The sequence below is a fragment of the Marisediminicola sp. LYQ134 genome (genome assembly GCF_046599635.1).
Classification (GTDB): Bacteria; Actinomycetota; Actinomycetes; order Actinomycetales; family Microbacteriaceae; genus Marisediminicola.
Window position 1 is genome coordinate 125,485 of record NZ_JBKIWP010000001.1, and the last position, 25,345, is coordinate 150,829.

The 25,345-nt window shown below is 69.8% G+C and carries 25 protein-coding genes, 1 tRNA gene and 1 pseudogene; 18 read left to right on the forward strand and 9 right to left on the reverse strand.

Annotated elements, in window-relative coordinates; genetic code table 11:
- Positions 1–33: 33 nt before the first annotated feature.
- Positions 34–1,323, forward strand: a complete 1,290-nt coding sequence (locus tag ACLHIH_RS00575; RefSeq protein ID WP_411314780.1) for a molybdopterin-dependent oxidoreductase — start codon at positions 34–36, stop codon at positions 1,321–1,323.
- Complete coding sequence (locus tag ACLHIH_RS00580) at positions 1,320–1,826, forward strand: hypothetical protein (RefSeq protein ID WP_411314781.1); 507 nt, start codon at positions 1,320–1,322, stop codon at positions 1,824–1,826. The genes ACLHIH_RS00575 and ACLHIH_RS00580 overlap by 4 nt, the downstream gene beginning before the upstream one ends.
- Here ACLHIH_RS00580 and ACLHIH_RS00585 read toward each other — a convergent pair.
- From ACLHIH_RS00585 to ACLHIH_RS00595, 3 genes are read right to left on the reverse strand one after another with little or no spacing between them, the layout of a single operon-like run.
- Positions 1,769–2,497: a class I SAM-dependent methyltransferase gene (locus ACLHIH_RS00585; RefSeq protein ID WP_411314782.1), complete on the reverse strand. Its 729-nt coding sequence runs from the start codon at positions 2,495–2,497 to the stop codon at positions 1,769–1,771. The genes ACLHIH_RS00580 and ACLHIH_RS00585 overlap by 58 nt on opposite strands.
- Positions 2,494–3,147, reverse strand: a complete 654-nt coding sequence (locus ACLHIH_RS00590; protein WP_411314783.1) for a DUF2064 domain-containing protein — start codon at positions 3,145–3,147, stop codon at positions 2,494–2,496. Before ACLHIH_RS00590 ends, ACLHIH_RS00585 begins: the two co-directional genes overlap by 4 nt.
- The gene (locus ACLHIH_RS00595) at positions 3,144–3,887 is read right to left on the reverse strand and encodes a glycosyltransferase family 2 protein (RefSeq protein WP_411316272.1); all 744 of its coding nucleotides are present in this window, start codon (positions 3,885–3,887) and stop codon (positions 3,144–3,146) included. The genes ACLHIH_RS00590 and ACLHIH_RS00595 overlap by 4 nt, the downstream gene beginning before the upstream one ends.
- A 137-nt stretch (positions 3,888–4,024) precedes the next feature.
- On the opposite strand from ACLHIH_RS00595, the gene ACLHIH_RS00600 reads away from it, so the two are divergent.
- A complete protein-coding gene (locus ACLHIH_RS00600; RefSeq protein WP_411314784.1) occupies positions 4,025–5,590 on the forward strand; it encodes a molybdopterin-dependent oxidoreductase in 1,566 nt (521 codons plus the stop codon).
- Here ACLHIH_RS00600 and ACLHIH_RS00605 read toward each other — a convergent pair.
- Positions 5,577–6,632: an NAD-dependent epimerase/dehydratase family protein gene (locus ACLHIH_RS00605; protein ID WP_411314785.1), complete on the reverse strand. Its 1,056-nt coding sequence runs from the start codon at positions 6,630–6,632 to the stop codon at positions 5,577–5,579. The two genes, ACLHIH_RS00600 and ACLHIH_RS00605, sit on opposite strands and share 14 nt — an antisense overlap.
- A complete protein-coding gene (locus ACLHIH_RS00610; protein ID WP_411314786.1) occupies positions 6,632–7,480 on the reverse strand; it encodes an MTAP family purine nucleoside phosphorylase in 849 nt (282 codons plus the stop codon). Before ACLHIH_RS00610 ends, ACLHIH_RS00605 begins: the two co-directional genes overlap by 1 nt.
- A 76-nt stretch (positions 7,481–7,556) precedes the next feature.
- Here ACLHIH_RS00610 and glp point away from each other — a divergent pair, with 76 nt between their 5' ends.
- The 5 genes from glp (at position 7,557) to ACLHIH_RS00635 (ending at position 12,273) form a co-directional block, all read left to right on the forward strand.
- A complete protein-coding gene (gene glp, locus ACLHIH_RS00615) occupies positions 7,557–8,909 on the forward strand; it encodes a gephyrin-like molybdotransferase Glp (protein ID WP_411314787.1) in 1,353 nt (450 codons plus the stop codon).
- Positions 8,902–9,420 carry a cyclic pyranopterin monophosphate synthase MoaC gene (moaC, locus tag ACLHIH_RS00620; protein ID WP_411314788.1) on the forward strand — a complete coding sequence of 173 codons (519 nt, stop codon included), beginning with the start codon at positions 8,902–8,904 and terminating at the stop codon, positions 9,418–9,420. Before glp ends, moaC begins: the two co-directional genes overlap by 8 nt.
- Positions 9,417–9,896 carry a molybdenum cofactor biosynthesis protein B gene (locus ACLHIH_RS00625; protein ID WP_411314789.1) on the forward strand — a complete coding sequence of 160 codons (480 nt, stop codon included), beginning with the start codon at positions 9,417–9,419 and terminating at the stop codon, positions 9,894–9,896. Before moaC ends, ACLHIH_RS00625 begins: the two co-directional genes overlap by 4 nt.
- Positions 9,889–10,341: a molybdenum cofactor biosynthesis protein MoaE gene (locus tag ACLHIH_RS00630; RefSeq protein WP_411314790.1), complete on the forward strand. Its 453-nt coding sequence runs from the start codon at positions 9,889–9,891 to the stop codon at positions 10,339–10,341. Before ACLHIH_RS00625 ends, ACLHIH_RS00630 begins: the two co-directional genes overlap by 8 nt.
- Positions 10,342–10,407: 66 nt before the next feature.
- Positions 10,408–12,273: an ABC-F family ATP-binding cassette domain-containing protein gene (locus tag ACLHIH_RS00635; protein ID WP_411314791.1), complete on the forward strand. Its 1,866-nt coding sequence runs from the start codon at positions 10,408–10,410 to the stop codon at positions 12,271–12,273.
- Between the two features lie 57 nt (positions 12,274–12,330).
- Here ACLHIH_RS00635 and ACLHIH_RS00640 read toward each other — a convergent pair whose 3' ends face one another.
- Entirely contained in the window at positions 12,331–12,822 is a 492-nt protein-coding gene (locus tag ACLHIH_RS00640; RefSeq protein ID WP_411314792.1) for a MarR family winged helix-turn-helix transcriptional regulator, read from the reverse strand.
- A gap of 105 nt (positions 12,823–12,927) precedes the next feature.
- Between ACLHIH_RS00640 and ACLHIH_RS00645 the strand changes: the two genes are divergently transcribed.
- The 3 genes from ACLHIH_RS00645 to ACLHIH_RS00655 all read left to right on the forward strand — a co-directional run bounded on the left by ACLHIH_RS00645 (position 12,928) and on the right by ACLHIH_RS00655 (position 15,557).
- Positions 12,928–12,999, forward strand: a tRNA-Gln gene (locus tag ACLHIH_RS00645).
- A gap of 106 nt (positions 13,000–13,105) precedes the next feature.
- A complete protein-coding gene (gene glmU / locus ACLHIH_RS00650) occupies positions 13,106–14,542 on the forward strand; it encodes a bifunctional UDP-N-acetylglucosamine diphosphorylase/glucosamine-1-phosphate N-acetyltransferase GlmU (RefSeq protein WP_411314793.1) in 1,437 nt (478 codons plus the stop codon).
- 37 nt (positions 14,543–14,579) lie between these two features.
- Positions 14,580–15,557 carry a ribose-phosphate diphosphokinase gene (locus ACLHIH_RS00655; protein ID WP_411314794.1) on the forward strand — a complete coding sequence of 326 codons (978 nt, stop codon included), beginning with the start codon at positions 14,580–14,582 and terminating at the stop codon, positions 15,555–15,557.
- A gap of 130 nt (positions 15,558–15,687) precedes the next feature.
- On the opposite strand, the gene ACLHIH_RS00660 is transcribed toward ACLHIH_RS00655, so the two are convergent.
- Complete coding sequence (locus ACLHIH_RS00660; protein ID WP_411314795.1) at positions 15,688–16,050, reverse strand: hypothetical protein; 363 nt, start codon at positions 16,048–16,050, stop codon at positions 15,688–15,690.
- A gap of 77 nt (positions 16,051–16,127) precedes the next feature.
- Between ACLHIH_RS00660 and ACLHIH_RS00665 the strand changes: the two genes are divergently transcribed.
- The gene (locus tag ACLHIH_RS00665; RefSeq protein ID WP_411314796.1) at positions 16,128–17,456 is read left to right on the forward strand and encodes an LCP family protein; all 1,329 of its coding nucleotides are present in this window, start codon (positions 16,128–16,130) and stop codon (positions 17,454–17,456) included.
- Positions 17,457–17,526: 70 nt separating this feature from the next.
- Here the strand turns inward: ACLHIH_RS00665 and gndA are convergent, their stop codons facing one another.
- A complete protein-coding gene (gene gndA, locus ACLHIH_RS00670; protein WP_411314797.1) occupies positions 17,527–18,981 on the reverse strand; it encodes an NADP-dependent phosphogluconate dehydrogenase in 1,455 nt (484 codons plus the stop codon).
- Between the two features lie 215 nt (positions 18,982–19,196).
- Here gndA and ACLHIH_RS00675 point away from each other — a divergent pair, with 215 nt between their 5' ends.
- Genes ACLHIH_RS00675 through ACLHIH_RS00690 form a run of 4 tightly spaced genes read left to right on the forward strand, consistent with a single transcriptional unit; the run spans position 19,197 to position 22,955 of the window.
- Positions 19,197–19,736, forward strand: a complete 540-nt coding sequence (locus tag ACLHIH_RS00675) for a gluconokinase (RefSeq protein ID WP_411314798.1) — start codon at positions 19,197–19,199, stop codon at positions 19,734–19,736.
- Positions 19,737–19,741: 5 nt separating this feature from the next.
- On the forward strand, positions 19,742–21,151 hold the full coding sequence (locus ACLHIH_RS00680; protein WP_411314799.1) for a GntP family permease: 1,410 nt from the start codon (positions 19,742–19,744) through the stop codon (positions 21,149–21,151).
- Between the two features lie 2 nt (positions 21,152–21,153).
- Positions 21,154–21,924 carry an SDR family oxidoreductase gene (locus ACLHIH_RS00685; protein WP_411314800.1) on the forward strand — a complete coding sequence of 257 codons (771 nt, stop codon included), beginning with the start codon at positions 21,154–21,156 and terminating at the stop codon, positions 21,922–21,924.
- Positions 21,921–22,955 (forward strand): zinc-binding dehydrogenase, encoded by a 1,035-nt coding sequence (locus tag ACLHIH_RS00690; RefSeq protein ID WP_411314801.1) that lies wholly within the window; start codon positions 21,921–21,923, stop codon positions 22,953–22,955. The genes ACLHIH_RS00685 and ACLHIH_RS00690 overlap by 4 nt, the downstream gene beginning before the upstream one ends.
- Positions 22,956–22,961: 6 nt before the next feature.
- Here the strand turns inward: ACLHIH_RS00690 and ACLHIH_RS00695 are convergent, their stop codons facing one another.
- Positions 22,962–23,666, reverse strand: coding sequence for a FadR/GntR family transcriptional regulator (locus ACLHIH_RS00695; protein ID WP_411314802.1), 705 nt, complete (start codon positions 23,664–23,666; stop codon positions 22,962–22,964).
- A 320-nt stretch (positions 23,667–23,986) separates the two neighbouring features.
- Between ACLHIH_RS00695 and ACLHIH_RS00700 the strand changes: the two genes are divergently transcribed.
- Both ACLHIH_RS00700 and pth read left to right on the forward strand, forming a co-directional pair.
- The gene (locus ACLHIH_RS00700) at positions 23,987–24,679 is read left to right on the forward strand and encodes a 50S ribosomal protein L25/general stress protein Ctc (protein ID WP_411316273.1); all 693 of its coding nucleotides are present in this window, start codon (positions 23,987–23,989) and stop codon (positions 24,677–24,679) included.
- Positions 24,680–24,717: 38 nt separating this feature from the next.
- Positions 24,718–25,293: pseudogene (gene pth, locus ACLHIH_RS00705) on the forward strand (aminoacyl-tRNA hydrolase); the annotation flags it as partial.
- Positions 25,294–25,345 lie beyond the last annotated feature (52 nt).

Here is a 25,345-nt window from a genome sequence, read left to right on the forward strand (position 1 = left end):
ACCGTGAGAGGCCTCTCGTGGTGGAATGAGCGCATGCATCGATTGCTGCACGACGTGCGCCGGTCGCTCGCGAGCCCCTCGCGCAACCCGCGCATGGCGACGGTGCTCGGTCGCCTTCTCGCGATCGCGTTCCTCGTGTGCTTCGGCACCGGGCTCTTCAGCCACTATCTGCAGGAACCCCTGCCGTGGATGGTCTTCCCGACCCGCCCCGTGTGGATCTACCAGGTGAGTCAGGGTCTCCACATCACCGCGGGCATCGTGTGCTTCCCGCTTCTGCTCGGCAAGCTCTACACGGTGTTTCCGGAGCTCTTCCAATCGCCGCCCGTGCGATCGGTGCGCCACTTCTTCGAGCGGGCATCGATCGCGGTGTTCGTCGCCGCGTCGATCGTCGAGATCACGATCGGGCTCCTCAACACCTTCCAGCTCTACGCGTTCTTCCCGTTCCCGTTCCGCCAGACCCACTTCGCCCTGTCGTTCGTCGTCATCGGATCGCTCGCGATCCACATCGCGATCAAGCTCCCGACCATCGCGCAGTACTGGCGCAAGCGTGACAGCTACGAGGCCGACGGCTCGGTCGTGCGGATCGCCGAGGCACCCCAGTCGGGCGAACACGACGGGCGCGACCGCGAGGTCGTCCTCGACTCCCCGCACACGACGGGCGTCACCGGTCGGGTCTTCGCGTGGATCGACAGGGTTCCCGGAACACCGCGCGAGCCGCGCGACGCACGCACGAGCCGGCGGGGGTTCCTCGCGGCCATCGGGTTGTCTGCCGCTGCCCTCGTCGTCTTCACGGGGGGTCAGTCGTTCCGCGTGCTCGACGGCACCAATCTCTTCGCCCCCCGCAAGCAGGGTGTGGGCCCGAACGACCTCCCTGTCAACCGCACGGCCCGCGCCGCGGATGTGCTCGAGACGGCGGTGGATCCAGGCTGGACGCTCACGGTCAGCAACGGCTCGACGTCGCGAGTCCTGTCACGCGACGAGCTCCTCGCCCTCCCGCAGTACGACGTGGAACTGCCGATCGCGTGCGTCGAGGGGTGGAGCCAATCGGCCCGGTGGCGAGGTCCGCGAATGCGCGATCTCGCCGACCTCGTGGGCGCCGAGCCCGGCGCGAGGTTCCGCGCCACGAGCCTCGAGGAGGGGAGTATCTATGCCGTCATGGAGATGGGTGCCGAATACGTGCGAGACGATCTCACCCTCGTGGCGCTCGAACTCAACGGGTCCGAGCTCGACATCGACCACGGATACCCCGCGCGCATGATCGCGCCGGCCCGCCCCGGAGTGCTGCAGACCAAGTGGCTGAGCCGACTCGAGGTGATCTCGTGACGACGGCGCACACGCACGCAGAGCATCCGCCTCGCGACGTGTCGAGGGCCATGCAGGCCTGGCGCACGGGGCTCGTGATCGTCGGTATCGCCCTCATCGTGCTTGGAGGCTTCGTCGTGGTCGACCTCGTGAGGCCCTCGGGATGGCTCGGAATCGGCGTGTGGCTTCTCGGAGCGCTCGTCATCCACGACGGCATCATCTCGATGGGGGTCGTCGTCGGCAATCTCGTTCTGCGCTCGACCGGACGTCGGGTTCCCCTCGGTGCTCTCGCGATCTTCCAGGCCGCGGTCGTGGTCGGCGCGGTCGTTGCGCTCGTCGCGGTTCCCGGAATCTACAAGAGCGCGATCGGCGCCAACAACCCGACGGTCGTGCCCCTCGACTACGCCTCGAACTTCGTCTGGTTCCTCGTGGGACTCGCCGTCGTGACGGCGATCGCCCTCGCGGGCTACGCGGTGCTCGCGGCGAGGCGGCAGAAAGCGCGACCCTCGAGCTCCCACGACTGACGCACCGCGAGCCCGAGAGGTTCCGCGCGGCGCACGAGGGCGGCGAAGCCGACCTCGGCCCACGGAAAGGGGGCGCTCTCGCGCCCGTCGGTGTCGACGAGGCGGCCCGTGTAGGTGTTGTCGACGTCGTGTCTCGGGTCGACCTCGACGACGATCTCGCCGTCGGGTGCCAGCAGCTGCCGGCAGCGAGCGAGCATCGCGCTCACGTCTCCGCCGATCCCGATGTTGCCGTCGACGAGCAGAGCCGTCTGCCACGCACCCATCGCGGGGATGTCGTCGAACACCGAAGCGAGCAGAACGTCGAGCCCCGACTCCCGCGCGATATCGATCGCGGTGGGGGAGACGTCGATGCCGAGCGCCTCGACGCCGAGCGCGGCGGCGGCTCGCACCATCCGCCCCGGCCCGCAGCCGATGTCGAGCACCGGGCCGCGGACGCTCTGCAGCAGTGAGAGGTCCACGGAGTCCGCTGCGGCGTTCCAGCGGGCGACGTCCATGGGGGCTCCCGCAAGGCGCCCGCGGTGGGTCGCGTGCAGGAAGAGCACGGGGGAGTCGGCATCGCGCAGGGCCACCGCGTAGGGCTCCGACCCGCCGGAACCGAACGTCGCCGACGGGTCGTCGGTCGACGTCGATGCGCGCGAGTCGAGAGAGGCGGTGTCTTCGGCGATGGTCACAAGCGGTCCTTCGGGGTCGTGTCGGTGAAGCGGGAGAGTGTGCGGGCGAATCGGCTCCCGGGGGCCGTGGCCGCGACCTCCGTCGCGTCGTCGATCGTGTCGACGTCGGTGAGGGTCGGGAGCATTCGCACGGCGAGGCCCGCTCTCTCCAGTCTGCGGAGTTGGTGCTCTCCCGTGTCAGCCCTTGACATCGGGATTCCTCGGAGCAGGTCGCCGCGGGGGCGTCCGTCGCGAGCGTCCGCGAGGCCGAGGCACCAGAAGCCGCCGTCGTTCGCGGGACCGAACCACGCGTCGACGTCGTCGGGCCACGCCTCGAACGCGGGCGCGAGGTCGGCGGCACTCACTTGCGGGGTGTCCATGCCGATGAGCACGGTGGGGCCCTCGACCTCATCGAACATCGCACCGAGCCTCGCATCGAGGTCTCCGGGCACTTGAGTGATCACGTCGTAGTGTTCGGAGCCGGGCGGCAGAAGGTTTCCTTCGAAGAGCAACACCCGTCTCGTCGCGGGGAGCTCCGAGACGGCCTCGAGGGTGTCCGCGATCGCGGCAGCGGCGAGCTCCGCAGCCTGCTCGAGTGTCAGCGGCGGGTGCAACCGCGTCTTGACGCGCCCGGGGATCGTCTCCTTCGCGATGAGAACGAGTGTCGTCATCGGTTCGTCTCCTCGCGGCGTCCGGGTGTTCGCGGGCGTGCCCGTGTCGCTGACCGCTGCTCTGCTCGCTGGCGAGCGAGCAATCGCGACATGTCCTTGATGGCCACGATCGTGCCGCGCAGGGTGCCCGTGACCTTCGACTTGCCGACTCTCGGTGAATACGGGGTGTCGACCTCGACGATGCGCCACCCCGCGGCGTGCGCCTCGAGCATCATCTCGAGCGGGTAGCCGCTCCGGCGATCGGTCAGGTCGAGCGAGAGCAGACCCTCCCGTCGAGCAGCACGCATGGGACCCAGGTCGTGGAGAGGGATGCCCGTGGCCCGGCGCATCAGAACGGCGAGAGCGAGGTTCGCGATCCGAGCGTGGAGCGGCCACGCCGAGCGCCGTGTCGGTCGACGACGGCCGAGCACGAGATCGCTCGACCGCGCCACGACGGGGTCGACCACGAGGGGGAGGTCGGCGGCATCCATCGAGGCGTCGGCGTCGCAGAACGCGACGACGGGCGCCGTCGCGGCGAGGAGTCCGGCGTGCGCGGCCGACCCGAAACCGCGGCGGGACTCGTGCACGACCGTTGCGCCGTGCGCGAGAGCGACCTCGACGGAGCGATCGGTCGACCCGTTGTCGACGACGATCGCGCGGTATCCCTCGGGCAAGCGCGAGAGCACCGTCGGGAGGGCGCCCTCCTCGTTGAGGCACGGAAAGACGACGTCGACGAGGGCGATCGGCGCAGACGGTTCCATCGCGCCGGATCGTTCGGCGGATTCGGGGTCGAGAGACGGTTCGGTCACTAGTGAAACCCTACGTCCAGTTCCGCCGAGCTCTGCCCGGAGCTCCGGACCGCCGCCGAATGCACAGGATGCGGGCCTAGCCTGACGCCGTGGGATCGTCGAGAGTGTCGCCGCGCACGTGGGCCGCGACCGCGGGAGTCGTGAGTGCCGCAGCGACGCTCGCCGTCGCCGAACTCGTCTCGCTCGTTCTCGGCGGAATCGGCAACCCCGTGCTCGCCGTCGGGTCGCTCATCATCGATCTCGTTCCCCCCGGGTTCAAGAGTCTCGTCATCAGCCTCTTCGACACGGCAGACAAACTCGTGCTCTTCGTGTGCCTCGGTGCGGCCGTGCTCGTCGTCGCGGCGATCGCGGGTGTCGTGCAGTGGCGTCGGCCGCCGGTCGGCCTCGTCATCCTCGCGGCCGTCGCGGTCGTCGCCCTCGTCGCCGTGCTCACGCGCGCCGAAGCGACCGCGATCGCGGCGATGCCGACCGTCATGGGGGCGGTGACCGGAGCCGTGCTCCTGCACCTGTCGATCGGTGCTCTCCGCGACTGGGTCGCCGCGGCGTCCACCCGCGCGGCCGTCGTCGCGGATGCCGCACCGCAGTTCGACCGCCGCCGCTTCTTGCGCCTCGTCGCGATCGTCGGCGTCTCGAGTGCCGTCGTCGGCATCGGCGCCCGCGCGCTCAACTCGGCGTCGGCAGCCGTGCGCGACCTCCGAGCCCGCATCCGGTTGCCCGCGGCTGCCGACGTCGCGGTCGCACTCCCCGTCGACCCCGCGGCCGAGGTGAGCGGGCTCTCGTCGTTCGTCACGCCCAACACCGCGTTCTACCGCATCGACACGGCACTGCAGGTGCCCTCCGTCGACCCGAGCGAGTGGCGACTGCGCGTCACGGGCATGGTCGAGCGCGAGATCGAGATGACCTACGACGAGCTCGTCGCCCTCCCGCTCGTCGAGCGCTACGTGACCCTCGCGTGCGTGTCGAACGAGGTCGGAGGCGACCTCATCGGCAACGCCCTCTGGCTCGGCCACCCGCTCCGCGACGTCCTCGCTCGAGCGGTGCCGCTCGAGGGCGCCGACATGGTTCTCTCGACGAGCGTCGACGGGTTCACGGCCTCGACTCCCCTCGACGTTCTGCAGGATGACGACACCGATGCCTTGCTCGCTGTCGGGATGAACGGCGAGCCCCTTCCCCTGCAGCACGGCTTTCCCGTGCGGATGGTCGTCCCCGGCCTCTACGGCTACGTCTCGGCGACGAAGTGGGTCACCGAGTTGAAGGTCACGACCTTCGCCGACGACCTCGCCTACTGGTCGACGCGCGGGTGGACGGAGCGCGGTCCCGTCAAGATCTCGTCGCGCATCGACACCCCGACCTCGCGCTCGACGGTCGAGGCCGGGCGTGTGGTGATCGCCGGAGTCGCCTGGGCGCAGCACACGGGCATCGCGTCGGTCGAGGTGCAGATCGACGGCGGTCGGTGGCGCGAGGCGACACTCGCGACCGACGTCTCGGTCGACACGTGGCTGCAGTGGTGGTTCGAGTGGGAGGCCGAGGTCGGCGACCACGAGATCGTCGTGCGCGCGATGGATGTCGACGGGCTCGTGCAGACCGCCGACATCGCGCCCGTCGTCCCGGACGGCGCGACGGGCCGTCACACGATCGAGCTCAGCGTCGCGTGACCGCCGCGCGGAGCGGTGCCGACGCGAACTCGCGCATCCCCGCCTCGAACGTCATCGTCGGAGCCCACCCGAGTTCGGTCTGAAGCCGCTCCGACGAGGCCGTGATGTGCCGCACGTCACCGAGACGGTACTCGCCGGTCACGATCGGCCGGGGGCCGTTCGCGTGCTCGCTCAACTGCTCGGCCATCTCGCCGATCGTGTGCACGGTGCCGCTGCCGACATTGAAGGCGCGGAACGTCGACTCGTCGCTCGACGCCGTCCAGTCGATCGCCGCGAGGTTGGCGCTCGCGACGTCGCGCACGTGCACGAAGTCGCGTCGCTGAGCGCCGTCTTCGAACACGCGCGGAGCTTCGCCGCGCTCGAGCGACGAGCGGAAGAGAGAGGCGACTCCCGCATACGGCGTGTTCTGCGGCATCCCCGGTCCGTAGACGTTGTGGTAGCGCAGCGCGGCCGCCGACCCTCCCGTCGAGCGCGCCCAGGAGCTCGCGAGATTCTCTTGGGCGAGCTTCGAGAGCGCGTAGACGTTGCGCGGGTCGAGCGGGGCGTCTTCGGCGATGAGTTCGGGCGTGAGCGGGCCGCCGTCGGCGTCGGTCGGGTCGAAGCGCCCCGCGTCGAGGTCGGATCGCCGACGCGCGGCCGGTCTCGTGAGACCCGAGCGGCCCCGATAGCTGCCTTCGCCGTAGACGACCATCGAGCTCGCGACGACGAGCCTCGAGACCCCCGAGGCGCTCATGGCGGCGAGGAGAACGGCCGTGCCGAGATCGTTCGACGAGACGTAGTCCGGTGCGTCGGCGAAGTCGACGCCGAGACCCACTTTGGCGGCCTGGTGGCACACGACCTCGACGCCCGCGAGGGCACCGGCCACGGCATCCGCGTCACGCACGTCGGCACGCACGAACTCGACGCGATCGTCGGCGGCGGGGGGCGCACCGTGCACGTCGTCGCGCAGCGAGTCGAGCACGCGCACGCGCTCGCCGCGCGCGAGGGCGGCCTCGACGACGGCCGAGCCGATGAATCCGCTGCCGCCCGTGACGAGGAGCATCAGGCGGTGACCTGCTGGGCGAGAACAGCCGCGACCTCGTGGGCGGGGATGAGCTCGCGAGCCTCGTAGTCGTCGGGGATCGCGCGGATGACGGTCTCGATCGCGCGCACGATGCGCGGTTGAGCCTCGGCGAGCCGCGCGAACACGAGCTCGGCGCTCACCTCGTCGCCCGCGCCGTCCTCGTCGCCGAGAGCGGGAGCGAGGCCCGCGTCGCCGTCGGTCACGAACGAGAGGTTGACCGTTCCGATGCCGAGCTCGGCCGCGAGCGGAACCTCGGGGTAGAGCGTCATGTTGACGGTGTGGGCGCCCGCCGCGCGGAACCACAGCGACTCGGCGCGAGTCGAGAACCGCGGACCCTGGATGACGACGACCGTGCCGGTCGGCACGACGCGAGCACCGTCGAGTTCGCCCCCGAGAGCGGTCTCGGCGATCGAGTGCAGGGTCGGGCAGAACGGGTCCGCGGCGGCGAGGTGCTGAACCGACCCGCGGTCGTAGAACGTGTCCGCCCGCCCGTGGGTGCGGTCGATGAACTGGTCGGTGAGCACGAACGTTCCGGGTGCGTAGTCGGGGTGGACTCCGCCGACCGCGGCGCTCGACACGATGGCGCGCACCCCGAGCGACGCGAGCGCCCAGATGTTGGCGCGGAAGTTGATGAGGTGCGGCGCGACCGAGTGGTCGACGCCGTGGCGCGTGAGGAACGCGACGGTCGTGTCCGCGAGCGTTCCGATGGTCACGGATACCGTGCCGTACGGCGTCGCGATGGATCGCTTCTCCGACTCGGCGGGGTCGAAGAGGCTGTAGAGACCGGAGCCTCCGATGACGGCGATGCGCGCGACGGGTTCAGACATGCGCCCAGTCTTCCAGCACGGGCTGCGATCGGGGTGCAGGCGCGGTTCTCTCGGCGCCGCCTGGGATGATGGGGGCATGACGACGGTCGCGGAGCACCAGGAGGCGGTTCGCGCTCTGCTCGCCCCTCTCGCCGCCCGTGCCCACGCCCTGCCCGAGCGGATCGACCTCCCCTCCGCGCACGACCGGCCGCCTCTCGGGGCGTCTTCGCTCGCCGGATCGGTTTCCGCTCTCCTCGACCGGGTGCTCGCGAACGACCTCGTGTCGCCGATCGATCATCCCCCGTTCGACAACTCGCAGATGGACGGATACGCGGTGCGCTCGACCGAGATCGTGGCGAGCCGCGACGTGCCCGTGGGGCCGATGATCGCCGCGGGCCATCCGATCGCCGCGCTCGCGGCCGGCACGGTGTCGCCCATCATGACCGGTGCCGCGATGCCCGCGGGCGCGGATGCCGTCATCCCGATCGAACACGCGACACCCGACACCTTCCCGGCCGAGGGCGACGCTCTCGCCGCCGTGCGATTCGCGACCCCGCCGAGCCCGGGAGCGTTCGTGCGCGAGCGCGGGAGCGACCTGCGCGCCGGTGCCGTGCTCCTGCCGGCGGGAACGCGCTTCGGGGCCGCTCAGTGCGCGGTCATCGCGGCGTCGGGCATCACGAGCGTCGAGGTGGTGCGCCGCACACGCGTGCTCGTGATCTCCACGGGAGACGAGTTGCAGATGACCGGGTCTGCTCTCGACCATGGCCGCATCTACGACGCGAACGCCGCGAGCATGGCCGCGAGCGTCGTCGGGGCCGGAGCCGAGGTCGTCGCGGTGCGCTCGGTCACAGATGATGCGACCGAGCTCGCGCGCATCCTCGCCGTCGACGCCCCACTGTGCGATCTCGTGCTCACGACCGGGGGAGTGAGCGCGGGGGCTTTCGAGGTCGTGCGCGACGTCTTCGCTCCCGCGGGGGTGGCGTTCGGGAGCGTCGCGATGCAGCCGGGCGGACCCCAGGGCCTCGGCCTCGCGAGCATCGCGCTCGCCGAGGGGGCGGTTGCCGGGTCGGCCGTGGTCGCGGGTGTCACGAGCGGCGCGACGAGCAGCGCCACGATCGACCGTCCCGTCATCGCCTTGCCCGGCAACCCCGTGAGCGCCCTCGTGTCGTTCGAGATGTTCGTGAGGCCCGCCCTGCGCGCGATGCACGGTCTCAGCGTGCACCGACCCTCGCAGCGGGCACCCCTCGCCGTCGCCGTCGATTCGCCCGAACACAAGCACCAGGTGCGCCGCGGCGTTCTCGCCGACGACGGCACCGTCCACCTCGTGGGCGGCCCGAGCTCGCACCTCTTGCACAGCTACGCCTCGAGCTCGCACCTCGTGCACATCCCCGCGGGTGTGAGTCACCTCGCCGCGGGCGACACCGTCGAGATCTGGAGCATCCATGACTGACCTGCCCTCCGTCCCCTCCCTCACCCACGTCCGGGCCGACGGCTCCGCGCACATGGTCGATGTCTCGTCCAAGAGCGTCACCGCGAGACGCGCCACAGCGAGGGCCGTCGTGACGACGCGGGCCGACGTCGTGCGGTCCGTGCTCGACGGCGCGCTGCCGAAGGGCGAAGCCGTGGGCACGGCGCGCATCGCCGGCATCATGGCCGCGAAACAGACCGCGACGCTCATCCCGCTGTGCCACCCGTTGCCTCTCGCAGCCGTCGAGATCGACATCACGGGTGCAGACGACGCGCTCACCGTCGTGGCGACAGTCTCGACGACCGCCGTCACCGGGGTCGAGATGGAAGCGCTCACCGCCGCGACGGTGTCGGCCCTGACCCTCTACGACATGATCAAGGCCGTCGACAAGCTCGCGACGATCGGCGAGATCAGCGTCGTCGCGAAGTCCGGAGGCAAGTCGGGGGACTGGACTCGCGAGAGTGCGCTCGCCGAACGGACGGGCGCCGCGTGAGTCGTCGCGGCGTCGTCGTCGTCGCCTCCACTCGCGCGGCGACGGGGGTCTACGACGACCGCACCGGGCCGATCATCCGCGACTGGATGTCGGCGCGCGGTCTCGAGACGACCGACCCCGTCGTGGTTCCCGACGGTCCCGAGGTCGCCGCAGCCCTCGCGACAGCGCTCGCCGCTCGCCCGGCACTCCTCGTCACGACGGGGGGCACCGGCATCTCGCCGAGCGACTCGACCCCCGACGCGACCGCTGCTCTGCTCGACGTCGAGGTGCCCGGCTTCCACGAGGAGTTGCGCCGCCGAGGTGCGGCGAGCACGCCGTTCGCGCTGCTCACCCGCGGTGTCGCGGGAGTCGCGGGCGGCACGTTCGTCGTCAACCTCCCCGGGTCGACCGGGGGAGTGCGCGACGGGCTCGGCGTCCTCGACGACATCCTCGACCACGTTCTCGACCAGATCGACGGAGGCCACCACGATGCCTGAGACACAGTCCGAGAATCCCCGGCACGGCGTCGTGTTCGCCCGCGTCGACTCCGAACCGATCACGGTCGACGCGTGCTCCGCCGCGGTCGCGTCGGCCCACGCCGGGGCCGTCGTGACCTTCGCCGGGGTCGTGCGCGACCACGACGAGGGCAAACACGTCACGAGGCTCGACTACACCGGGCACCCCACCGCGGGCGATGTCATCGCGCGCGTCGCCGCGGAGGTCGCGGGCGAGTTCCCCGACGTGACCCTCGCCGTGGCGCACCGGGTCGGCTCGCTCCGCATCGGTGACATCGCCCTCGCGTGCGCCGCGGCATCCGCCCACCGTGCCGAGGCGTTCGCGGCGTGCGCGCGGCTCGTCGACGCCGTCAAGGAGTCCGTGCCGATCTGGAAAGAGCAGGAGTTCGGCGACGGCTCGACCGAGTGGGTCGGCGCGATCGGCTGAGCCGTCGACCGGCCCTCAGCCGACCGCCGGTTCGGCCGGTCGCCCGCACCCGCGTACCCTCGGAGGGTGGCACATCTCCTCGGGGCCGAATCCCTGCACCTCGAATATCCCACCCGCGTCGTCTTCGACAAGGTCACGATCGGCCTCAACGAGGGTGATCGCATCGGCGTCGTGGGTCGCAACGGCGACGGCAAGTCGACCCTCATCAACCTCCTCGCGGGGCGAATCGAACCCGACGGCGGCAGGGTCACGAGGCGCCGCGGCATCACCCTCGGCATGCTCGACCAGTCCGATGTGCTCCCCGACGACATGGTCGTCTCGCAGGCGATCGTCGGCGACCTCGACGAGCACGAGTGGGCGGGGGACGCCCGCATCCGCGACGTCATCGACGGGCTCCTGAGCGACCTCCCGTGGACCGCCCGCATGGGCGAGCTCTCCGGCGGGCAGCGTCGTCGCGTCGGACTCGCGAAGCTCCTCGTCGGCGACTGGGACGTGCTCTTTCTCGACGAGCCCACCAACCACCTCGACGTCGAGGGCATCGCGTGGCTCGCCCAGCACCTCAAGCGTCGGTGGTCGCCCAACCAGGGCGGGCTCATCGTCGTCACTCACGACCGGTGGTTCCTCGACGAGGTCTCGACCGACACGTGGGAGGTCCACGACCGCATCATCGAGCCGTTCGAGGGCGGGTATGCGGCATACATCCTGCAGCGCGTCGAGCGCGACAAGATGGCCGCGACCATGGAGTCGAAGCGCCAGAACCTCGCGCGCAAAGAGCTCGCCTGGTTGCGTCGCGGTGCGCCGGCCCGAACGACCAAGCCGAAATTCCGCATGGATGCCGCGTACGAGCTCATCGCGAACGAGCCGCCGCCGCGCGACACCGTGGCCCTGAGCCAGCTCGCGACGTCGCGCCTGGGCAAGGACGTCGTCGACCTGCTCGACGTGGGTGTGACCTATCCGCTGAGTGCCGGCGATGTCGGCAGCGGAACCGATGAGCACACCGGTGCCCCGCTCGGCCGCGAAGTGCTGCGCGACATCGAGTGGCGCATCGCGCCCGGCGAGCGCACGGGCATCCTCGGGGTCAACGGCGCGGGCAAGAGCACCCTCCTGAGCCTCATCGCGGGCACCCAGCAGCCGACCGTCGGCCGCGTCAAGCGCGGCAAGACCGTGAAGGTCGCCATCCTCAGCCAGCAGCTCGACGAGCTCGCCGACATCCTCAACGACCGCGTCATGGACGTCATCGCGCGCCAGAAGAGCTCCTACGTCACCGGCGGCAAGGAGCTCACCCCCGGGCAACTGCTCGAGCGCATGGGCTTCATGAGCGAACAGCTCTCGACCCCCGTCAAAGACCTCAGCGGTGGCCAGCGTCGTCGACTGCAGCTGCTGCTCATCCTCCTGGGCGAGCCCAACGTGCTCATCCTCGACGAGCCCACCAACGACCTCGACACCGACATCCTCGCGGCGATCGAAGACCTGCTCGACTCGTGGCCCGGCACCCTCATCGTCGTGAGCCACGATCGCTACTTGCTCGAGCGTGTCACCGACAACCAGTACGCGATCCTCGGCGGCCGCATGCGGCACCTGCCGGGAGGGGTCGAGGAGTACCTCCGGTTGCGCTCGGTCGAGCGCGGTGGCGCGACATCCACCGCCACCGAGAAGGCGACCGACACGGGCGCGGCGTCGTCGAGCGCGAGCTCGAAGCCGAAACTCGGCGGTGCCGAGCTGCGCAACTCACAGAAGGAGTTCGCCGCGGCCGGTCGCAAACTCGAGAAGTACGCCCAGCAGATCGCTGCGCTGCACCAGCGCTTCGCCGAGCACGACCAGAACGACTACGCGGGCCTCGGCGCGCTTCAGGCCGAGCTCGCGGCCGTCGAGAAGGCGCAGAGCGAACTCGAGTTCCGTTGGCTCGAACTCTCGGAACTGCTCGAGGGGTAGCGCGCGGCAGGCCCCGCTCAATCTCGGGCTAGCCGGCTGCCTCGCTCGCTGGTCAGCTCAGTCGAAGTCGAGGCTCAGTTTGCGCAAGAGCGCGGCGAGGCGCTCCTGATCGTTCGCGGGGAGTCCCGCGAGCACCTCGGTCTCGGCGGTGAGGAGCGCGCTGATCGCCGAGTCGACGCGGGCGCTGCCGGCGTCCGTGAGCACGACGAGGATGCCGCGACCGTCGCGCGGGTCGGTGCGGCGCTCCACGAGCTCGCGTGCCACGAGGCGGTCGATGCGGTTCGTCATGGTTCCGCTCGACACGAGAGTCTGCTGCAGGAGTGCTTTCGGGCTCAGGTGATAGGGGTCGCCGGCGCGGCGCAGAGCCGAGAGCACGTCGAACTCCCACGAGTCGAGACCGGATGCCGCGAACGCCGTGCGCCTCGCGCGGTCGAGGTGCTTCGAGAGCCGCCCGACCCTGCTGAGAACCTGCAGCGGGGAGAAGTCGAGGTCGGGTCTCTCACGAGACCACGCGTCGACGATCCGGTCGACCTCATCGCTTCCTGGCATCCGACCATTATCGTGCCCGCGTCGCCGTGGGCCCGACGCCGCGAGGGAGGGGCGGGAGCATCCGCGCGCCCGATCTGGCAGACTGGGGGAGCGCCCTCGGCGTGATCCGCCTTAGTGTAACGGCAGCACGACAGCCTTTGGAGCTGTTCGGTCTAGGTTCGAATCCTGGAGGCGGAGCGACCTCGCCGACCCGACCGGGCCGCCACGTGTCCACCGTCATTTCTTGTTATCCGGGCCGAACCGGTGGTGGATCACCACCGGCGCAGCCCGAGTGAGGGGCTCCATGTCTTCGTCCGATCTCGCCGTCGTCGTTCTCGCCGCAGGGCAGGGCACGCGCATGAAGTCGTCCCTCCCGAAGGTTCTGCACCCGCTTGCGGGACTGCCTCTCATCGGGCACGTGCTCACGACGGCGGAGGCCCTCGGAGCGGCGCACATCGTGACCGTCGTGCGGCACGAGCGCGACCGCGTCGCCGAGGCCGTCTCGACGTTCTCGCCTCGCGCGATCGTCGTCGACCAAGACGAGGTCCCGGGCACCGGTCGCGCGGTCGAGGTCGCGGTCGACGCCCTGCCCGCCGACTTCGACGGGCACGTCGTCGTCTTGAGTGCGGATGTTCCGCTGCTCGACGCCGCGACGGTCGGCGGTCTCGTCGACGCGCACCGCGCATCCGGCGACGCCCTCACCCTCTTGAGCGCCGTGCTCGACGATCCGACCGGCAACGGGCGCATCCTGCGCGACGCGGCGGGCACTTTCCTCTCGATCGTCGAGCAGAAAGACGGTTCGGCCGCCGAGCTCGCGGTGCGCGAGGTCAACGCGGGCGTCTACGTCTTCGACGCCGCCGTATTGCGCTCGGTGCTCGGCTCCATCGGCACCGACAACGCCCAGCGGGAGAAATACCTCACGGATGCCGCAGCCGAAGTGCGCGCGGCCGGCGCGGGGATCTCGGCCGTCGCCGTCTCCGACCGTTGGCTCGTCGCAGGGATCAACGACCGCGTGCAGCTCTCCGCGGCGGGTGTCGAACTGAACGCGCGCATCGTGAGGCGCTGGCAGCTCGCGGGCGTCACGATCGTCGACCCCGCCTCGACCTGGATCGACGTCACGGCGACCCTTGCACCCGACGTCGAGGTGCGCCCGGGCACCCAGATCCTCGGCGCCACCGTGATCGAGTCCGGCGCCGTGGTGGGCCCCGACACGACACTCGTCGATTGCGAGATCGGCGCGGGCGCCGTCGTCACTCGCACCGACGCGACCCTCGCGGTCGTCGGCGCGGGAGCGACCGTCGGCCCGTTCGCCTACCTGCGTCCCGGCACGACCCTCGGCGCCGACGGCAAGATCGGCACCTTCGTCGAGACCAAGAATTCGACGATCGGCGAGGGGAGCAAGGTGCCGCACTTGAGCTACGTCGGCGACACCGTCGTGGGTGAGCACTCCAACGTGGGCGCGGGCACGATCACCGCCAACTACGACGGTGTCGCGAAGCACAAGACGGTCGTCGGGTCGCACGTGCGCACGGGGTCGCACAACGTCTTCGTCGCGCCGGTTAGAATCGGTGACGGAGCCTATACGGGCGCCGGCACGGTCGTTCGCAAGGACGTTCCCGCCGGAGCCCTCGCCATCACGGCGGCTTCGCAGAGGAACATGGCCGGCTGGGTTGCACAGAATCGCGCCGGCACCGCTGCTGCTCAGGCAGCTGCGGCTGCTGACGTCGACTCCGCCGAGTAGGTCATCACCGTCGGTTCGCCGGCAGAGAGCAGGATGCGTGTCCGAGATCACCGTCACCGGACAGAAGAGGCTCGTGCTGGTCTCCGGTCGGGCCCACCCCCAGCTCGCCGTCGACATCGCGAGCGCCCTCGGTTCGGAGCTCGTGCACACCGACGCTCGCACATTCGCGAACGGCGAGATCTACGCACGCTACGACGAGAGCGTGCGCGGGTGCGACGCGTTCGTCATCCAGTCACACACGACCCCGATCAACGAGTGGCTCATGGAGCAGCTCATCATGGTCGACGCTCTCAAGCGCGCGTCCGCGAAGCGCATCACCGTCGTCGCCCCCTTCTATCCCTACGCGCGCCAAGACAAGAAGGGCCGCGGTCGCGAGCCGATCAGCGCCCGACTCGTCGCCGATCTCTTCAAGGCCGCCGGCGCCGACCGCATCATGAGCGTCGACCTCCACGCCGCGCAGATCCAGGGCTTCTTCGACGGCCCCGTCGACCACCTCTTCGCGATGCCCGTGCTCCTCGAGCATTTCCGCGTGAACCTCGACTCCTCCGACCTCACGGTCGTCTCCCCCGACATGGGTCGCGTGCGCGTGGCCGACATCTGGAGCCAGAAGCTCGGCGCACCGCTCGCGATCATCCACAAGCGTCGCGACCCGCGCGTGCACAACCAGGTCGAGGTTCGCGAGATCGTCGGGGATGTCGACGGCCGCACGTGTCTCATCGTCGACGACCTCATCGACACCGGGCGCACGATCGCGTCGGCTGCCGAGGCCCTCAAAGCCCAGGGCGCCACGCGCGTCATCGTCGCGGCGACCCACGCGGTGTTCTCCGACCCGGCGACCGAGCTGCTGCAGAGCGAATTCATCGATTCGGTCGTCGTGACCGACACCCTTCCCCTCCCCGCTGAGAAGCGCTTCGACACGCTCACGGTGCTGCCGATCGCGCCGCTCATCGCGCGGGCTATCAGCGCCGTCTTCAACGACGGCTCGGTCACGTCGATGTTCGACGGCGCCGCCTGAGCCCAGCGCTGCCTGAGCCCGGCGCCGCCTGAGCCCGGCGCAGCCTGAGCACCGAACGGCCGATCGCGGTCGCGAATGGCTGTTCCCGCGGACGCTGAACAGCAGTTCGCGACCGCGATGCAGCGCGAGCTCAGGACCCGATCGTCGGAACGGGCAGGCGAGCTCCGCTCGGGATGATCCCGAGCGAGGCGACGAGGCGGTCGCCACCGAACGCCCCCACCGAGTAGCACTGCCATCCTGGCCCGCCGGGACCGAAGAACTCGAAACGTGCCGATGCTCCCGTGGCGTCGGGCGTCTCGAAATCCACCCAGGTCGCGCACGCCGCGGCGGCGGTCGACGAGCCGACCGAGAGGGTCGTGACGATGCCCGGGAGGACGAGGGCGATGATTCCCAGGATCACGACGACGCGCATGACGCGCACCGCGTTCTTGCTGCGCAGCGGTCGCCCGTCGCCGGGCTCATAGCCGGCGAGTTCGGGGTGGTGGTCTGACATGGCCTCCCCAGTGTGTCACGGGCGGTGTCGCGCGCATGCTCAGGGTCGAGCGAGACCCATCCGTTACCATCGGCTCAATGTCTACTGCATCTCACCGCTCCGCCCCACGGGCTGACGACACAGCCGCACCCGTGGCTCGGCACGGTCGACTCCGCAGCGGGCACCCCGTCGGCTTCGTCGCGCGCGTCGTCGCGGCGACCCTCGCGGTCGTGCTCGTGAGCACCGCGAGCGTCGCGGCTTTCGCCGTCTACAACCTCACCTCGGCCGTCGGGCCGGGCGTGAGTCTCGCGGGCGAAGACGACGATCCCGTGCAGATCGGGGCGATCGAGGGTGGCGTCAACCTCCTCCTCGTCGGGAGCGACAGCGGTGGCGGCAACGCGGCATACGGTGAACGCGACGCCGAGCTCAACGACGTGACGATGCTCATGCACATTTCCGAGGATCACGAGCGGGCCACGGTCGTGAGCTTTCCGCGTGACCTCTTCGTCGACATCCCCGAGTGCACGGGCCCCGACGGCACCGTCTACAACCCGGCGTACAGCGCGAAGATCAACTCCGCGTTGAGCCGCGGCGGGCTCGCGTGCGTCGTCCTCACCGTCGAGGCCCTCACCGGGCTCGACATCCCCTATGCCGCCGAGATCGAATTCGACGGCGTCATCGCGATGTCGAACGCCGTCGGCGGGGTTCCCGTGTGCGTCGCGACGCCCATCGACGACCGCCAGATCAGCTTCCAGCTCGATGCCGGGGAGCACTCGCTCTCGGGCTTCGACGCCCTCCAGTTCTTGCGTTCGCGCTACGGGGTCGGCGACGGCAGCGACACGACGCGCATCAGCAACCAGCAGCAGTTCCTCTCGTCGCTCGTGCGCACGCTCAAGAGCTCCGACACGCTCTCGAACCCCGTGAGGCTCTACGGGATTGCGACGGCGGCGACGCAGAACCTGCAGCTCTCCAACAGCCTGCAGAGCGTCGACACGATGGTGTCGATCGCGAGTGCGCTGCGCGACATCCCGCTCGAAGAGGTCGTGTTCGTGCGATACCCGAGCGGGTCGGGCACGAGCAACGGCCAGTCGGGCGTCGTCGCGATCGAGACGGCGGCTTCAGAGCTCATCGCCGCGATCGAGGCCGACCTCCCCCTGACTCTCACGGGCGACACCGGCGGCGGAACCATCGACCCCGACGCCCTCGACGAGAACGGCGTTCCCGTCGAGCCCGAGGTGCCCGAGGTGCCCGAGGAGACGCCGGGGGAGACTCCCGCGCCGTCGGCAGACCCGAGCGCCCCGACCACTCCCGCGCCGAGCGAGGGCACCGCAGACGGCGAGACGCCGCGAGTCGACCTGCCCGACACCGTCGAGGGTCAGACGGCCGACCAGGAGACCTGCACCGCGGGTCAGACCGCGGGCGGCTGACGCGGGAGCCGCACCGAGTCGGCCCGAGCTTCGCTGAGCCCCGCGCCGCGGTCGTCAGCCCGTCGAGCGACTAGTGCCCGCTGCCCTCGGTCTCGACCTCGGAGCGGTCGGCCGACCACAGCGTGTGGAACACGCCGGGCTTGTCGACGCGCTTGTAGGTGTGGGCTCCGAAGAAGTCGCGCTGGCCCTGCACGAGCGCGGCGGGGAGCCGCGTGGACGCGAGCGAGTCGTAGTAGCTCAGCGCCGCGCCGAATCCGGGGATCGGGATGCCCGAGAGGGCGGCCGTCGAGACGATCCGGCGCCACGCCGCTTCACCGTCGGCGACGGCCTGCGCGAAATACGGGTCTTCGAGCAGAGTCGAGATGCCGGGGTTGTTCTCGTAGGCCTCGACGATGCGGTTGAGGAACTGCGCGCGGATGATGCATCCGCCGCGCCAGATCTTCGCGACCGCACCCTTGTCGATGTTCCAGCCGTATTCGAGGGCTCCCGCGATGATCACGTCGAAGCCCTGGGCGTAGGCGACGACCTTCGAGGCGTAGAGCGCAGCGCGCACGTCGTCTTCGAAATTGTCGCTCGCCGAGTGGATCTCGGGGCGGCTCGTGATGGTCTTCTGCACGGCCTCGCGCTGGTCGGGCTTGCTCGACACGGCGCGGGCGAACACGGCCTCGGCGATTCCGCCGACGGGCACGCCGAGCCCGAGGGCGTTCTGCACGGTCCAGACCCCGGTTCCCTTCGAGCCCGCCTCATCGACGATGACGTCGACGAGGGGCTTGCCGGTCTCCGCATCGACCTGTCGCAGCACCTCCGCGGTGATCTCGATGAGGTACGACTCGAGGTCGCCGCCGTTCCACTCGTCGAAGACGTCGGCGATCGCGGCGGGCTCGTGCCCCCCGACTCGGCGCAGAAGGTCGTAGGCCTCGGCGATGAGCTGCATGTCGGCGTACTCGATGCCGTTGTGGATCATTTTGACGAAGTGGCCGGCGCCGTCGGTGCCGATGTGGGTCACGCACGGTTCGCCCTCGGCGACGGCGGCGATGGACGAGAGGATCGGCCCGAGGGTCTCGTAGGCCTCGGCCGAGCCTCCCGGCATGATCGACGGGCCGTTGAGCGCACCCTCTTCGCCGCCCGAGATTCCCGCGCCGACGAAGTTGATGCCCGTGGCACGCACGGCCTTCTCGCGGCGGATGGTGTCGGTGAAGAGCGCGTTGCCGCCGTCGACGATGATGTCGCCGGGCTCGAACGCCTCGGTGAGCTGGTCGATCACGGCGTCGGTTCCCCGCCCGGCCTGCACCATGATGATGGCGGTGCGGGGCTTCGAGAGCGATGCCGCGAAGTCCTCGATCGACTTCGAGGCGATGAAGCCGGCTTCCGGGTGCTCCGAGAGCAGGAGGTCGGTGCGCTCGGGGGAGCGGTTGTAGACGGCGACGGTGTTGCCCTCGCGGCTCGCGAGGTTGCGGGCGAGGTTCGACCCCATCACCGCCAACCCGACGACTCCGATGTTCGCTTGAGTGGCCCGATCTGACATGCGGTTGCTCCTCGCAATTTCACGTGCTGGGTGCCGTCGGCGCGATCGCTGCGGCTCGATTCAGCCTAGAACACGACTTTTCTTGCTTGTCGTGTGTCGCCCGGGGTCAGTATGGACCTCATCGACTGCTAGTGTCTTCGGTTAAGTCTGATTTAAACGGCAATTCCGTTGATGTTGTCAGACGTAATGACGCGTCCTGATACCGAAGGAGAAATGTGCCGACCTCCATCCCCCCACTCATCGTCATGGGTGTCTCCGGCTCCGGAAAGTCGACGATCGGTCAGGCTCTCGCCGACCACTTCGACGTCGAGTTCATCGACGGAGACGACCTGCACCCCCGCGCCAACAAGGCGAAGATGGCGGCGGGCCACGCGCTCAACGACGAAGACCGCGCCCCCTGGCTCGAGATCATCGCCGATCGCGTCGGCGCCGAACTCGCCGACGGCAAGCCCATCGTCGTCGCGTGCTCGGCGCTCAAGAAGCGCTACCGCGGCGTGCTCAACAGCCACGCGCCGAGCACCGTCTTCGTGCACCTCGTCGGCGGACGCGATCTCATCGCCGACAGGCAGTCGCGTCGCAACCACGAGTACATGCCCGTGACCCTCCTCGACTCGCAGTTCGACACCCTCGAGCCCCTCGTCGAGGGCGAACGCGGCATCGCCGTGGACATCGCCCAGGGCCCCGAATCCATCGTCGCCGAGGTCGCGCAGCGCCTCCGCGACCTCCAAACCCCCACCAGCACGACCAACCAGTAAGGACAATGATGACCGAGCTCGAACTCCTGTGGGAGCTCCCCACCTGGGGACTCCTCCTGATCGCGGCGGGAGCCATCGCGCTCCTGCTCGTGCTGATCATCGGGGCGCGCATCCACGCGTTCCTCGCCCTCATCATCGTGAGCCTCGTCACCGCGATCGCCACGGGAATCCCGCTCGACCAGGTCATCCCGACCCTGACATCCGGGTTCGGAAGCACTCTCGCCTCCGTCGCCCTCCTCGTCGGACTCGGGGCGATGCTCGGCCGCATGCTCGAGATCAGTGGCGGCGCCCAAGTGCTCACGGATGCGCTCATCCGCACCTTCGGTGAGAAGAAAGCCCCCCTCGCGCTCTCCGTCGCCTCGCTCGCGATGGGCTTCCCGATCTTCTTCGACGCGGGCCTCGTGGTCATGCTCCCGATCATCTTCGCCGTCGCGCGTCGCCTCGGCGGCTCGCTGCTGCTCTACGCGTTCCCCGCGGCGACCGCGTTCTCGGTCATGCACATCTTCGTTCCGCCGCACCCCGGCCCCGTCGCCGCGACCGGCCTCCTCGGCGCGGATGTCGGCGTCGTGCTCGTCTTCGGTCTGCTCATCGCGATCCCGACCTGGTACATCGTCGGATACAAGTTCGGAACCTACCTGGGCCGCAAGTACGACATCGCGATCCCGACGATCCTCTCCGGCGTCAAGGACGACCCCGAGATGGACGAGTTCAAGTCGGCTCCCCGCCTCGGAACCATCATCTTCCTGCTCGTTCTGCCGCTCATCCTCATCTTCCTCAACACGGGACTCAACGCTCTCGCGACGGCCGAGGTCGTGTCGCTCGACTCTCCCGTCGTGCAGGGGCTCCGCTTGCTCGGTGAGACTCCGATCGCGCTCCTCATCACCGTCGTGCTCGCCATGTGGCTCCTCGGGTGGCGCAACGGCAAGCGCCGCTCGCTCGTCGAGAGCATCGTCGACAGCGCCCTCGGGCCCGTGTGCGCGATCATCCTCATCACGGGTGCCGGTGGCATGTTCGGTGGGGTGCTCCGCGCGAGCGGCATCGGCGGTGCCCTCGCCGAGTCGCTCGACGCCCTCGGCCTTCCGCTCATCGTCGCGGGCTTTGTCATCGCCGCGATCATCCGTGTCGCGCAGGGCTCCGCGACGGTCGCGCTCACGACGGCGGCCGCCCTCGTGCAGCCCGTCGTCGCCGCCGACTCGAGCCTTAACGCCGTCGAGCTCGCGGCCCTCGTGCTCGCGCTCGCCGCCGGATCGGTCTTCGCGGGCCACGTCAACGACTCGGGCTTCTGGCTCGTGAGCAGGTTCTTCGGCATGGACACCCAGACGACCCTCAAGACCTGGACGGTCGGCCAGGCTCTCGTCGGCATCTGCGGGTTCGCGTTCGCGCTCCCGATCTTCCTCGTCGCCGGGTTGTTCTGATCATGACGGGCATCTTCGACCTCACCGGTCGCATCGCGCTCGTCACCGGATCGAGTCGCGGAATCGGCCGGGCCATCGCCCACGGTCTCGCGACCGCCGGGGCGACGGTCGTGCTCCACGGCCGCGACCCCGAGAGGCTCGCGGCGACGACATCCGATTTCGAGGTGGAGTTCGGCAGCGCCCGCGTGCGGTCGGTGGCGTTCGACGTGACGGATGCCTCCGCCGTCGTCGCGGGCATCGCCGAGGTCGAGTCGTCGGCGGGTCACCTCGCGGTGCTCGTGAACAACGCGGGCATCCAGCACCGCGAGCCGCTCCTCGACCTCGCGGTCGAGGACTGGGACCGCGTTCTGCGCACCGACCTCACGAGCGCGTTCCTCGTCGGTCGCGAGGTCGCGCGCGGCATGATCGCTCGCGGTGGCGGCAAGATCATCAACATCGCGTCGGTGCAGGCCGATCTCGCGCGCCAGTCGATCGGGGCATACACGGCGGCGAAGGGCGGCTTGCGCAACCTCACTCGCGCGATGACCGTCGAGTGGGCCGCGCACAACGTGCAGGTCAACGCGATCGCCCCCGGCTACATCCACACGGAGATGACGCAGAAGCTCGTCGACGACCCCGAGTTCAACTCGTGGATCCTCGGCCGCACGCCCGCGCACCGCTGGGGCACGACGGCCGACATCGTCGGCCCGGCCGTGTGGCTCGCGTCATCCGGTTCCGACTTCGTCAACGGTCAGGTCGTCTTCATCGACGGCGGGATGACGGTGGTCGTATGAGCGAGTCGAACATCGCCGTCGTCGCGCACGCGAAAGACGACCTCCGGGTCGACGTCGTGCCCGTGCCGGTCGTCGCTGCAGACGAAGCGCTCGTGCGCGTCGCCTTCGGTGGCGTGTGCGGCTCCGACCTGCACTACTGGACCCACGGCGCCGCGGGGGAGTCGATTCTGCGCGACCCGATGGTGCTCGGGCACGAGGTCGTCGGCACGGTCGAGACGGCGGCCGCGGATGGCTCGGGCCCGGCCCGAGGCACGCTCGTCGCCGTGCATCCCGCGACCCCGCGCCCCGTCGAGGGTGTGCGGTATCCCGAGGATCGCCCGAACCTCGCCCCCGGCACGACTTACCTCGGCAGCGCGGCGCACCGCCCGCACACCGAGGGGGCGTTCGCACGATTCGTCGCGCTGCCCTCGCGCATGCTGCGGCCGCTCCCCGCGGGTCTCTCGCTGCGCGACGCGGCGCTCGTCGAGCCCGCGAGCGTCGCGTGGCACGCCGTGTCCCGGGCCGGAGTCGTCGCGGGCAGGTCGGCGCTCGTCATCGGAACGGGGCCGATCGGCGCCCTCGTAATCGCCGTGCTCAAACGCGCGGGAGCGACGAGCATCACGGCCGTCGACATGCACGAGAAGCCCCTCGAGATCGCGCGCGCCCTCGGGGCCACCGCGACGATCGCGGCGACCGACGTCGACGCGATCGCCGCGGTGCAAGCCGACATCGTCGTCGAGTCGTCGGGAAGCTGGCGGGGTCTCGCCTCCGCCGTGCGCGGGGCGGCGCGCGGGGGTCGCGTGGTCATGGTCGGCCTGCTCCCCTCGGGAGAGCAGCCCGCGCTCGTGAGCCTCGCGATCACTCGCGAACTCGAGCTCGTCGGCTCGTTCCGTTTCGCCGACGAGATCGACGAGGTCATCGCGGCGCTCGCCGACGGGTCTCTCGTCGTCGACGCTGTCGTGACCCACGAGTTCGACGCCGAAGACGCCCTCGAGGCGTTCGCGGTCGCGGCGGACTCGGCGTCGAGCGGCAAGGTGCTGCTCCGGTTCTGAGGAGCGCTAGCCGCGGGGCACGCCGTCCCACACGTGCTCGACCTCGGAGACCGTGCGGCGCATGATGAGCTCCATGGCATCGTGGGCGCGCTGGGGGTGCGCGGCGTGCACCGCCTCCGCGACATCCATGTGCCACTGGAGCGCTTCCTCGTGGGGATGGGTGGGCATGAGTCCGAGGTCGGTGCGCCCGCGCAGCACGGCGGCGATCATCTCGTTCATCGCCGAGAACATCTCGTTGCCGCTCGCCTTGAGCACGAGGGCGTGAAAGCGGATGTCGAGCTCGAGGAACGCGTCGAGGTCGCCCGAGCGGCCGATCGTGCGCATGTGCGCGGCGACCGCGAGCAGTTCCGCGCCGAGCTCGGGGCTCGCGTGCCGTGCTGCGAGCTCTGCGGCGAACGGCTCGACGGCCGTACGCAGTTCTGTGAGGGAACGCAGTTGGGCACCGTCGTCGGTCACGGCGATACGCCACGCGATCACGTGGGGGTCGAAGACGTTCCACTCGGATGCGGGGAGCACGCGGATTCCGACCCTCTTGACCGACGTCACGAGACCGAGCGACCTCAGCACCCTGATGGCCTCGCGGATGACGGAGCGCCCGACCCCGAGCGACACCGCGAGGTCGTCGGCGAGCACGACCGCTCCGGCGGGGAGGGTGCCGCCGACGACGCGTCGACCGAGCTCGTCGACGGCGTGATCGTGCAGGCTACTCATGGGTGCAGAATACCGGGCGGCGCCCGCGGAACACCGCGGAGCAGCGGCCCGCGAAACCGGCCCGCGCGGCGGTCTCGACGCGAGCGTGTAAACTCGGGCACTGTACTTCGGCGAGGGATCGTCGTCGGCTGCGGAAACCGCGTCCGACCGACATCCGTGATCGACGCGGTGGGCAGGCAGTCCGAACGGGCACACGTCTTTCCTCACGCTGACATGCGTTCGAGTTGACCAGAACACCGTGGCCCGCCTCACGAGGACGGCGCCCGCTAAAGGAGATGACCATGGCTGAGACCACCCCCAAAGACAAGAACGCCGGCGGCATGAGCAGCGCCGACCGCGCGGGCACGAGCAAGAAGTCGCAGGTCGAGAGCAACGTTCTCGCCGCCGAGATCCGCACCTCGTTCGGTAAGGGCGCGGCCCGCAAGCTGCGCGCCCTCGGCAAGATTCCCGCCGTCGTCTACGGTCACGGCACCGAGCCCCAGCACCTCACCCTCCCGGGCCACGAGGTCGCTCTGCTCCTGCGCAAGGCGAACGCCGTGCTCGACCTCGACATCGAGGGCACGAGCCAGCTCGCCCTCGTGAAGGACGTGCAGAAGGACCCGGTCAAGCAGCTCATCGAGCACGTCGACCTCATCGTCATCCGTCGCGGTGAGAAGGTCGTCGTCGACATCCCCGTGCACGTCGAGGGCGACACCTTCCCCGGCACGATCGCGCAGCTCGAGAGCCCGACCATCTCGGTCGAGGCCGAGGCCACGCACATCCCCGAGAGCGTCTCGATCAGCGTCGAGGGCTACGAGGAGGGCACCCAGGTGCTCGCCGACGACCTCACGCTCCCCAAGGGTGCGACGCTCGTCACCGACCCGGAGACCCTCGTGGTCAACGTCATCACGCCGCAGCTCGACCTCACGAGCGACGCCGACCCCGAGCCCGAGGACGACGAGTCGGCCGAGGGTGACTCCGACGAGTCCGGAGACGACAGCACGAACGACGGCTCCGACGAGAAGTCGGAGTAGTCACGGCCCTCTTCGGCCGTCAGGCGCCGGCGCCATCGGATCGATGGCTCGTAGTCGGGCTCGGTAACCCCGGGCCCGGCTACGCCGGCAACCGCCACAACGTCGGCCAGATGATCGTGGGCGAGCTCGCCGATCGCGCGCGGGCGTCGTTCAAGAAGCACCGTGCGAACGCCGTGGTCGCCGAGGGGCGCACGGCACCCGGTGGCCCGTCGTTCGTGCTCGCCAAACCGAACACGTTCATGAACGTGTCCGGGGGCCCCGTCGCGGGCCTCGCCAAGTATTACGGCGTGCCGCACGAGCGCATCGTGATCGTGCACGACGAGCTCGACATCCCCTTCGACACCGTCAAGCTCAAGAGCGGCGGCGGTCACGGCGGGCACAACGGTCTGCGCGACATCATCCAGGCCACGGGCTCGCCCGACTTCGTGCGCGTGCGTGTGGGCATCGGGCGCCCTCCCGGTCGCCAGCCCGCCGCCGACTTCGTGCTCAAAGACTTCTCGTCGGTCGAGAAGCAGACGCTCCCGTCGCTCGTCTCCGACGCAGCGGATGCCGTCGAACTTCTTGCGAGCGAGGGTCTGACCGCCGCGCAACTCAAGTTCCACACCGCGAGCTGACCGCGCTGTTTCGCAGGACTCTCTGGTCTCGGAGGCTCAGAAACTCCGGCGA

Coding starts and splice junctions, on each gene's coding strand:
- ACLHIH_RS00575 (WP_411314780.1), top strand. CDS start 34: ATGCATCGATTGCTGCACGACGTGCGCCGGTCGCTCGCGAGCCCCTCG.
- ACLHIH_RS00590 (WP_411314783.1), bottom strand. CDS start 3,147: ATGACGACACTCGTTCTCATCGCGAAGGAGACGATCCCCGGGCGCGTC.
- ACLHIH_RS00595 (WP_411316272.1), bottom strand. CDS start 3,887: ATGGAACCGTCTGCGCCGATCGCCCTCGTCGACGTCGTCTTTCCGTGC.
- ACLHIH_RS00605 (WP_411314785.1), bottom strand. CDS start 6,632: ATGCTCCTCGTCACGGGCGGCAGCGGATTCATCGGCTCGGCCGTCGTC.
- ACLHIH_RS00610 (WP_411314786.1), bottom strand. CDS start 7,480: ATGTCTGAACCCGTCGCGCGCATCGCCGTCATCGGAGGCTCCGGTCTC.
- glp (WP_411314787.1), top strand. CDS start 7,557: ATGACGACGGTCGCGGAGCACCAGGAGGCGGTTCGCGCTCTGCTCGCC.
- moaC (WP_411314788.1), top strand. CDS start 8,902: ATGACTGACCTGCCCTCCGTCCCCTCCCTCACCCACGTCCGGGCCGAC.
- ACLHIH_RS00630 (WP_411314790.1), top strand. CDS start 9,889: ATGCCTGAGACACAGTCCGAGAATCCCCGGCACGGCGTCGTGTTCGCC.
- ACLHIH_RS00640 (WP_411314792.1), bottom strand. CDS start 12,822: ATGCCAGGAAGCGATGAGGTCGACCGGATCGTCGACGCGTGGTCTCGT.
- glmU (WP_411314793.1), top strand. CDS start 13,106: ATGTCTTCGTCCGATCTCGCCGTCGTCGTTCTCGCCGCAGGGCAGGGC.
- ACLHIH_RS00660 (WP_411314795.1), bottom strand. CDS start 16,050: ATGTCAGACCACCACCCCGAACTCGCCGGCTATGAGCCCGGCGACGGG.
- ACLHIH_RS00665 (WP_411314796.1), top strand. CDS start 16,128: ATGTCTACTGCATCTCACCGCTCCGCCCCACGGGCTGACGACACAGCC.
- gndA (WP_411314797.1), bottom strand. CDS start 18,981: ATGTCAGATCGGGCCACTCAAGCGAACATCGGAGTCGTCGGGTTGGCG.
- ACLHIH_RS00680 (WP_411314799.1), top strand. CDS start 19,742: ATGATGACCGAGCTCGAACTCCTGTGGGAGCTCCCCACCTGGGGACTC.
- ACLHIH_RS00685 (WP_411314800.1), top strand. CDS start 21,154: ATGACGGGCATCTTCGACCTCACCGGTCGCATCGCGCTCGTCACCGGA.
- ACLHIH_RS00690 (WP_411314801.1), top strand. CDS start 21,921: ATGAGCGAGTCGAACATCGCCGTCGTCGCGCACGCGAAAGACGACCTC.
- ACLHIH_RS00695 (WP_411314802.1), bottom strand. CDS start 23,666: ATGAGTAGCCTGCACGATCACGCCGTCGACGAGCTCGGTCGACGCGTC.
- ACLHIH_RS00700 (WP_411316273.1), top strand. CDS start 23,987: ATGAGCAGCGCCGACCGCGCGGGCACGAGCAAGAAGTCGCAGGTCGAG.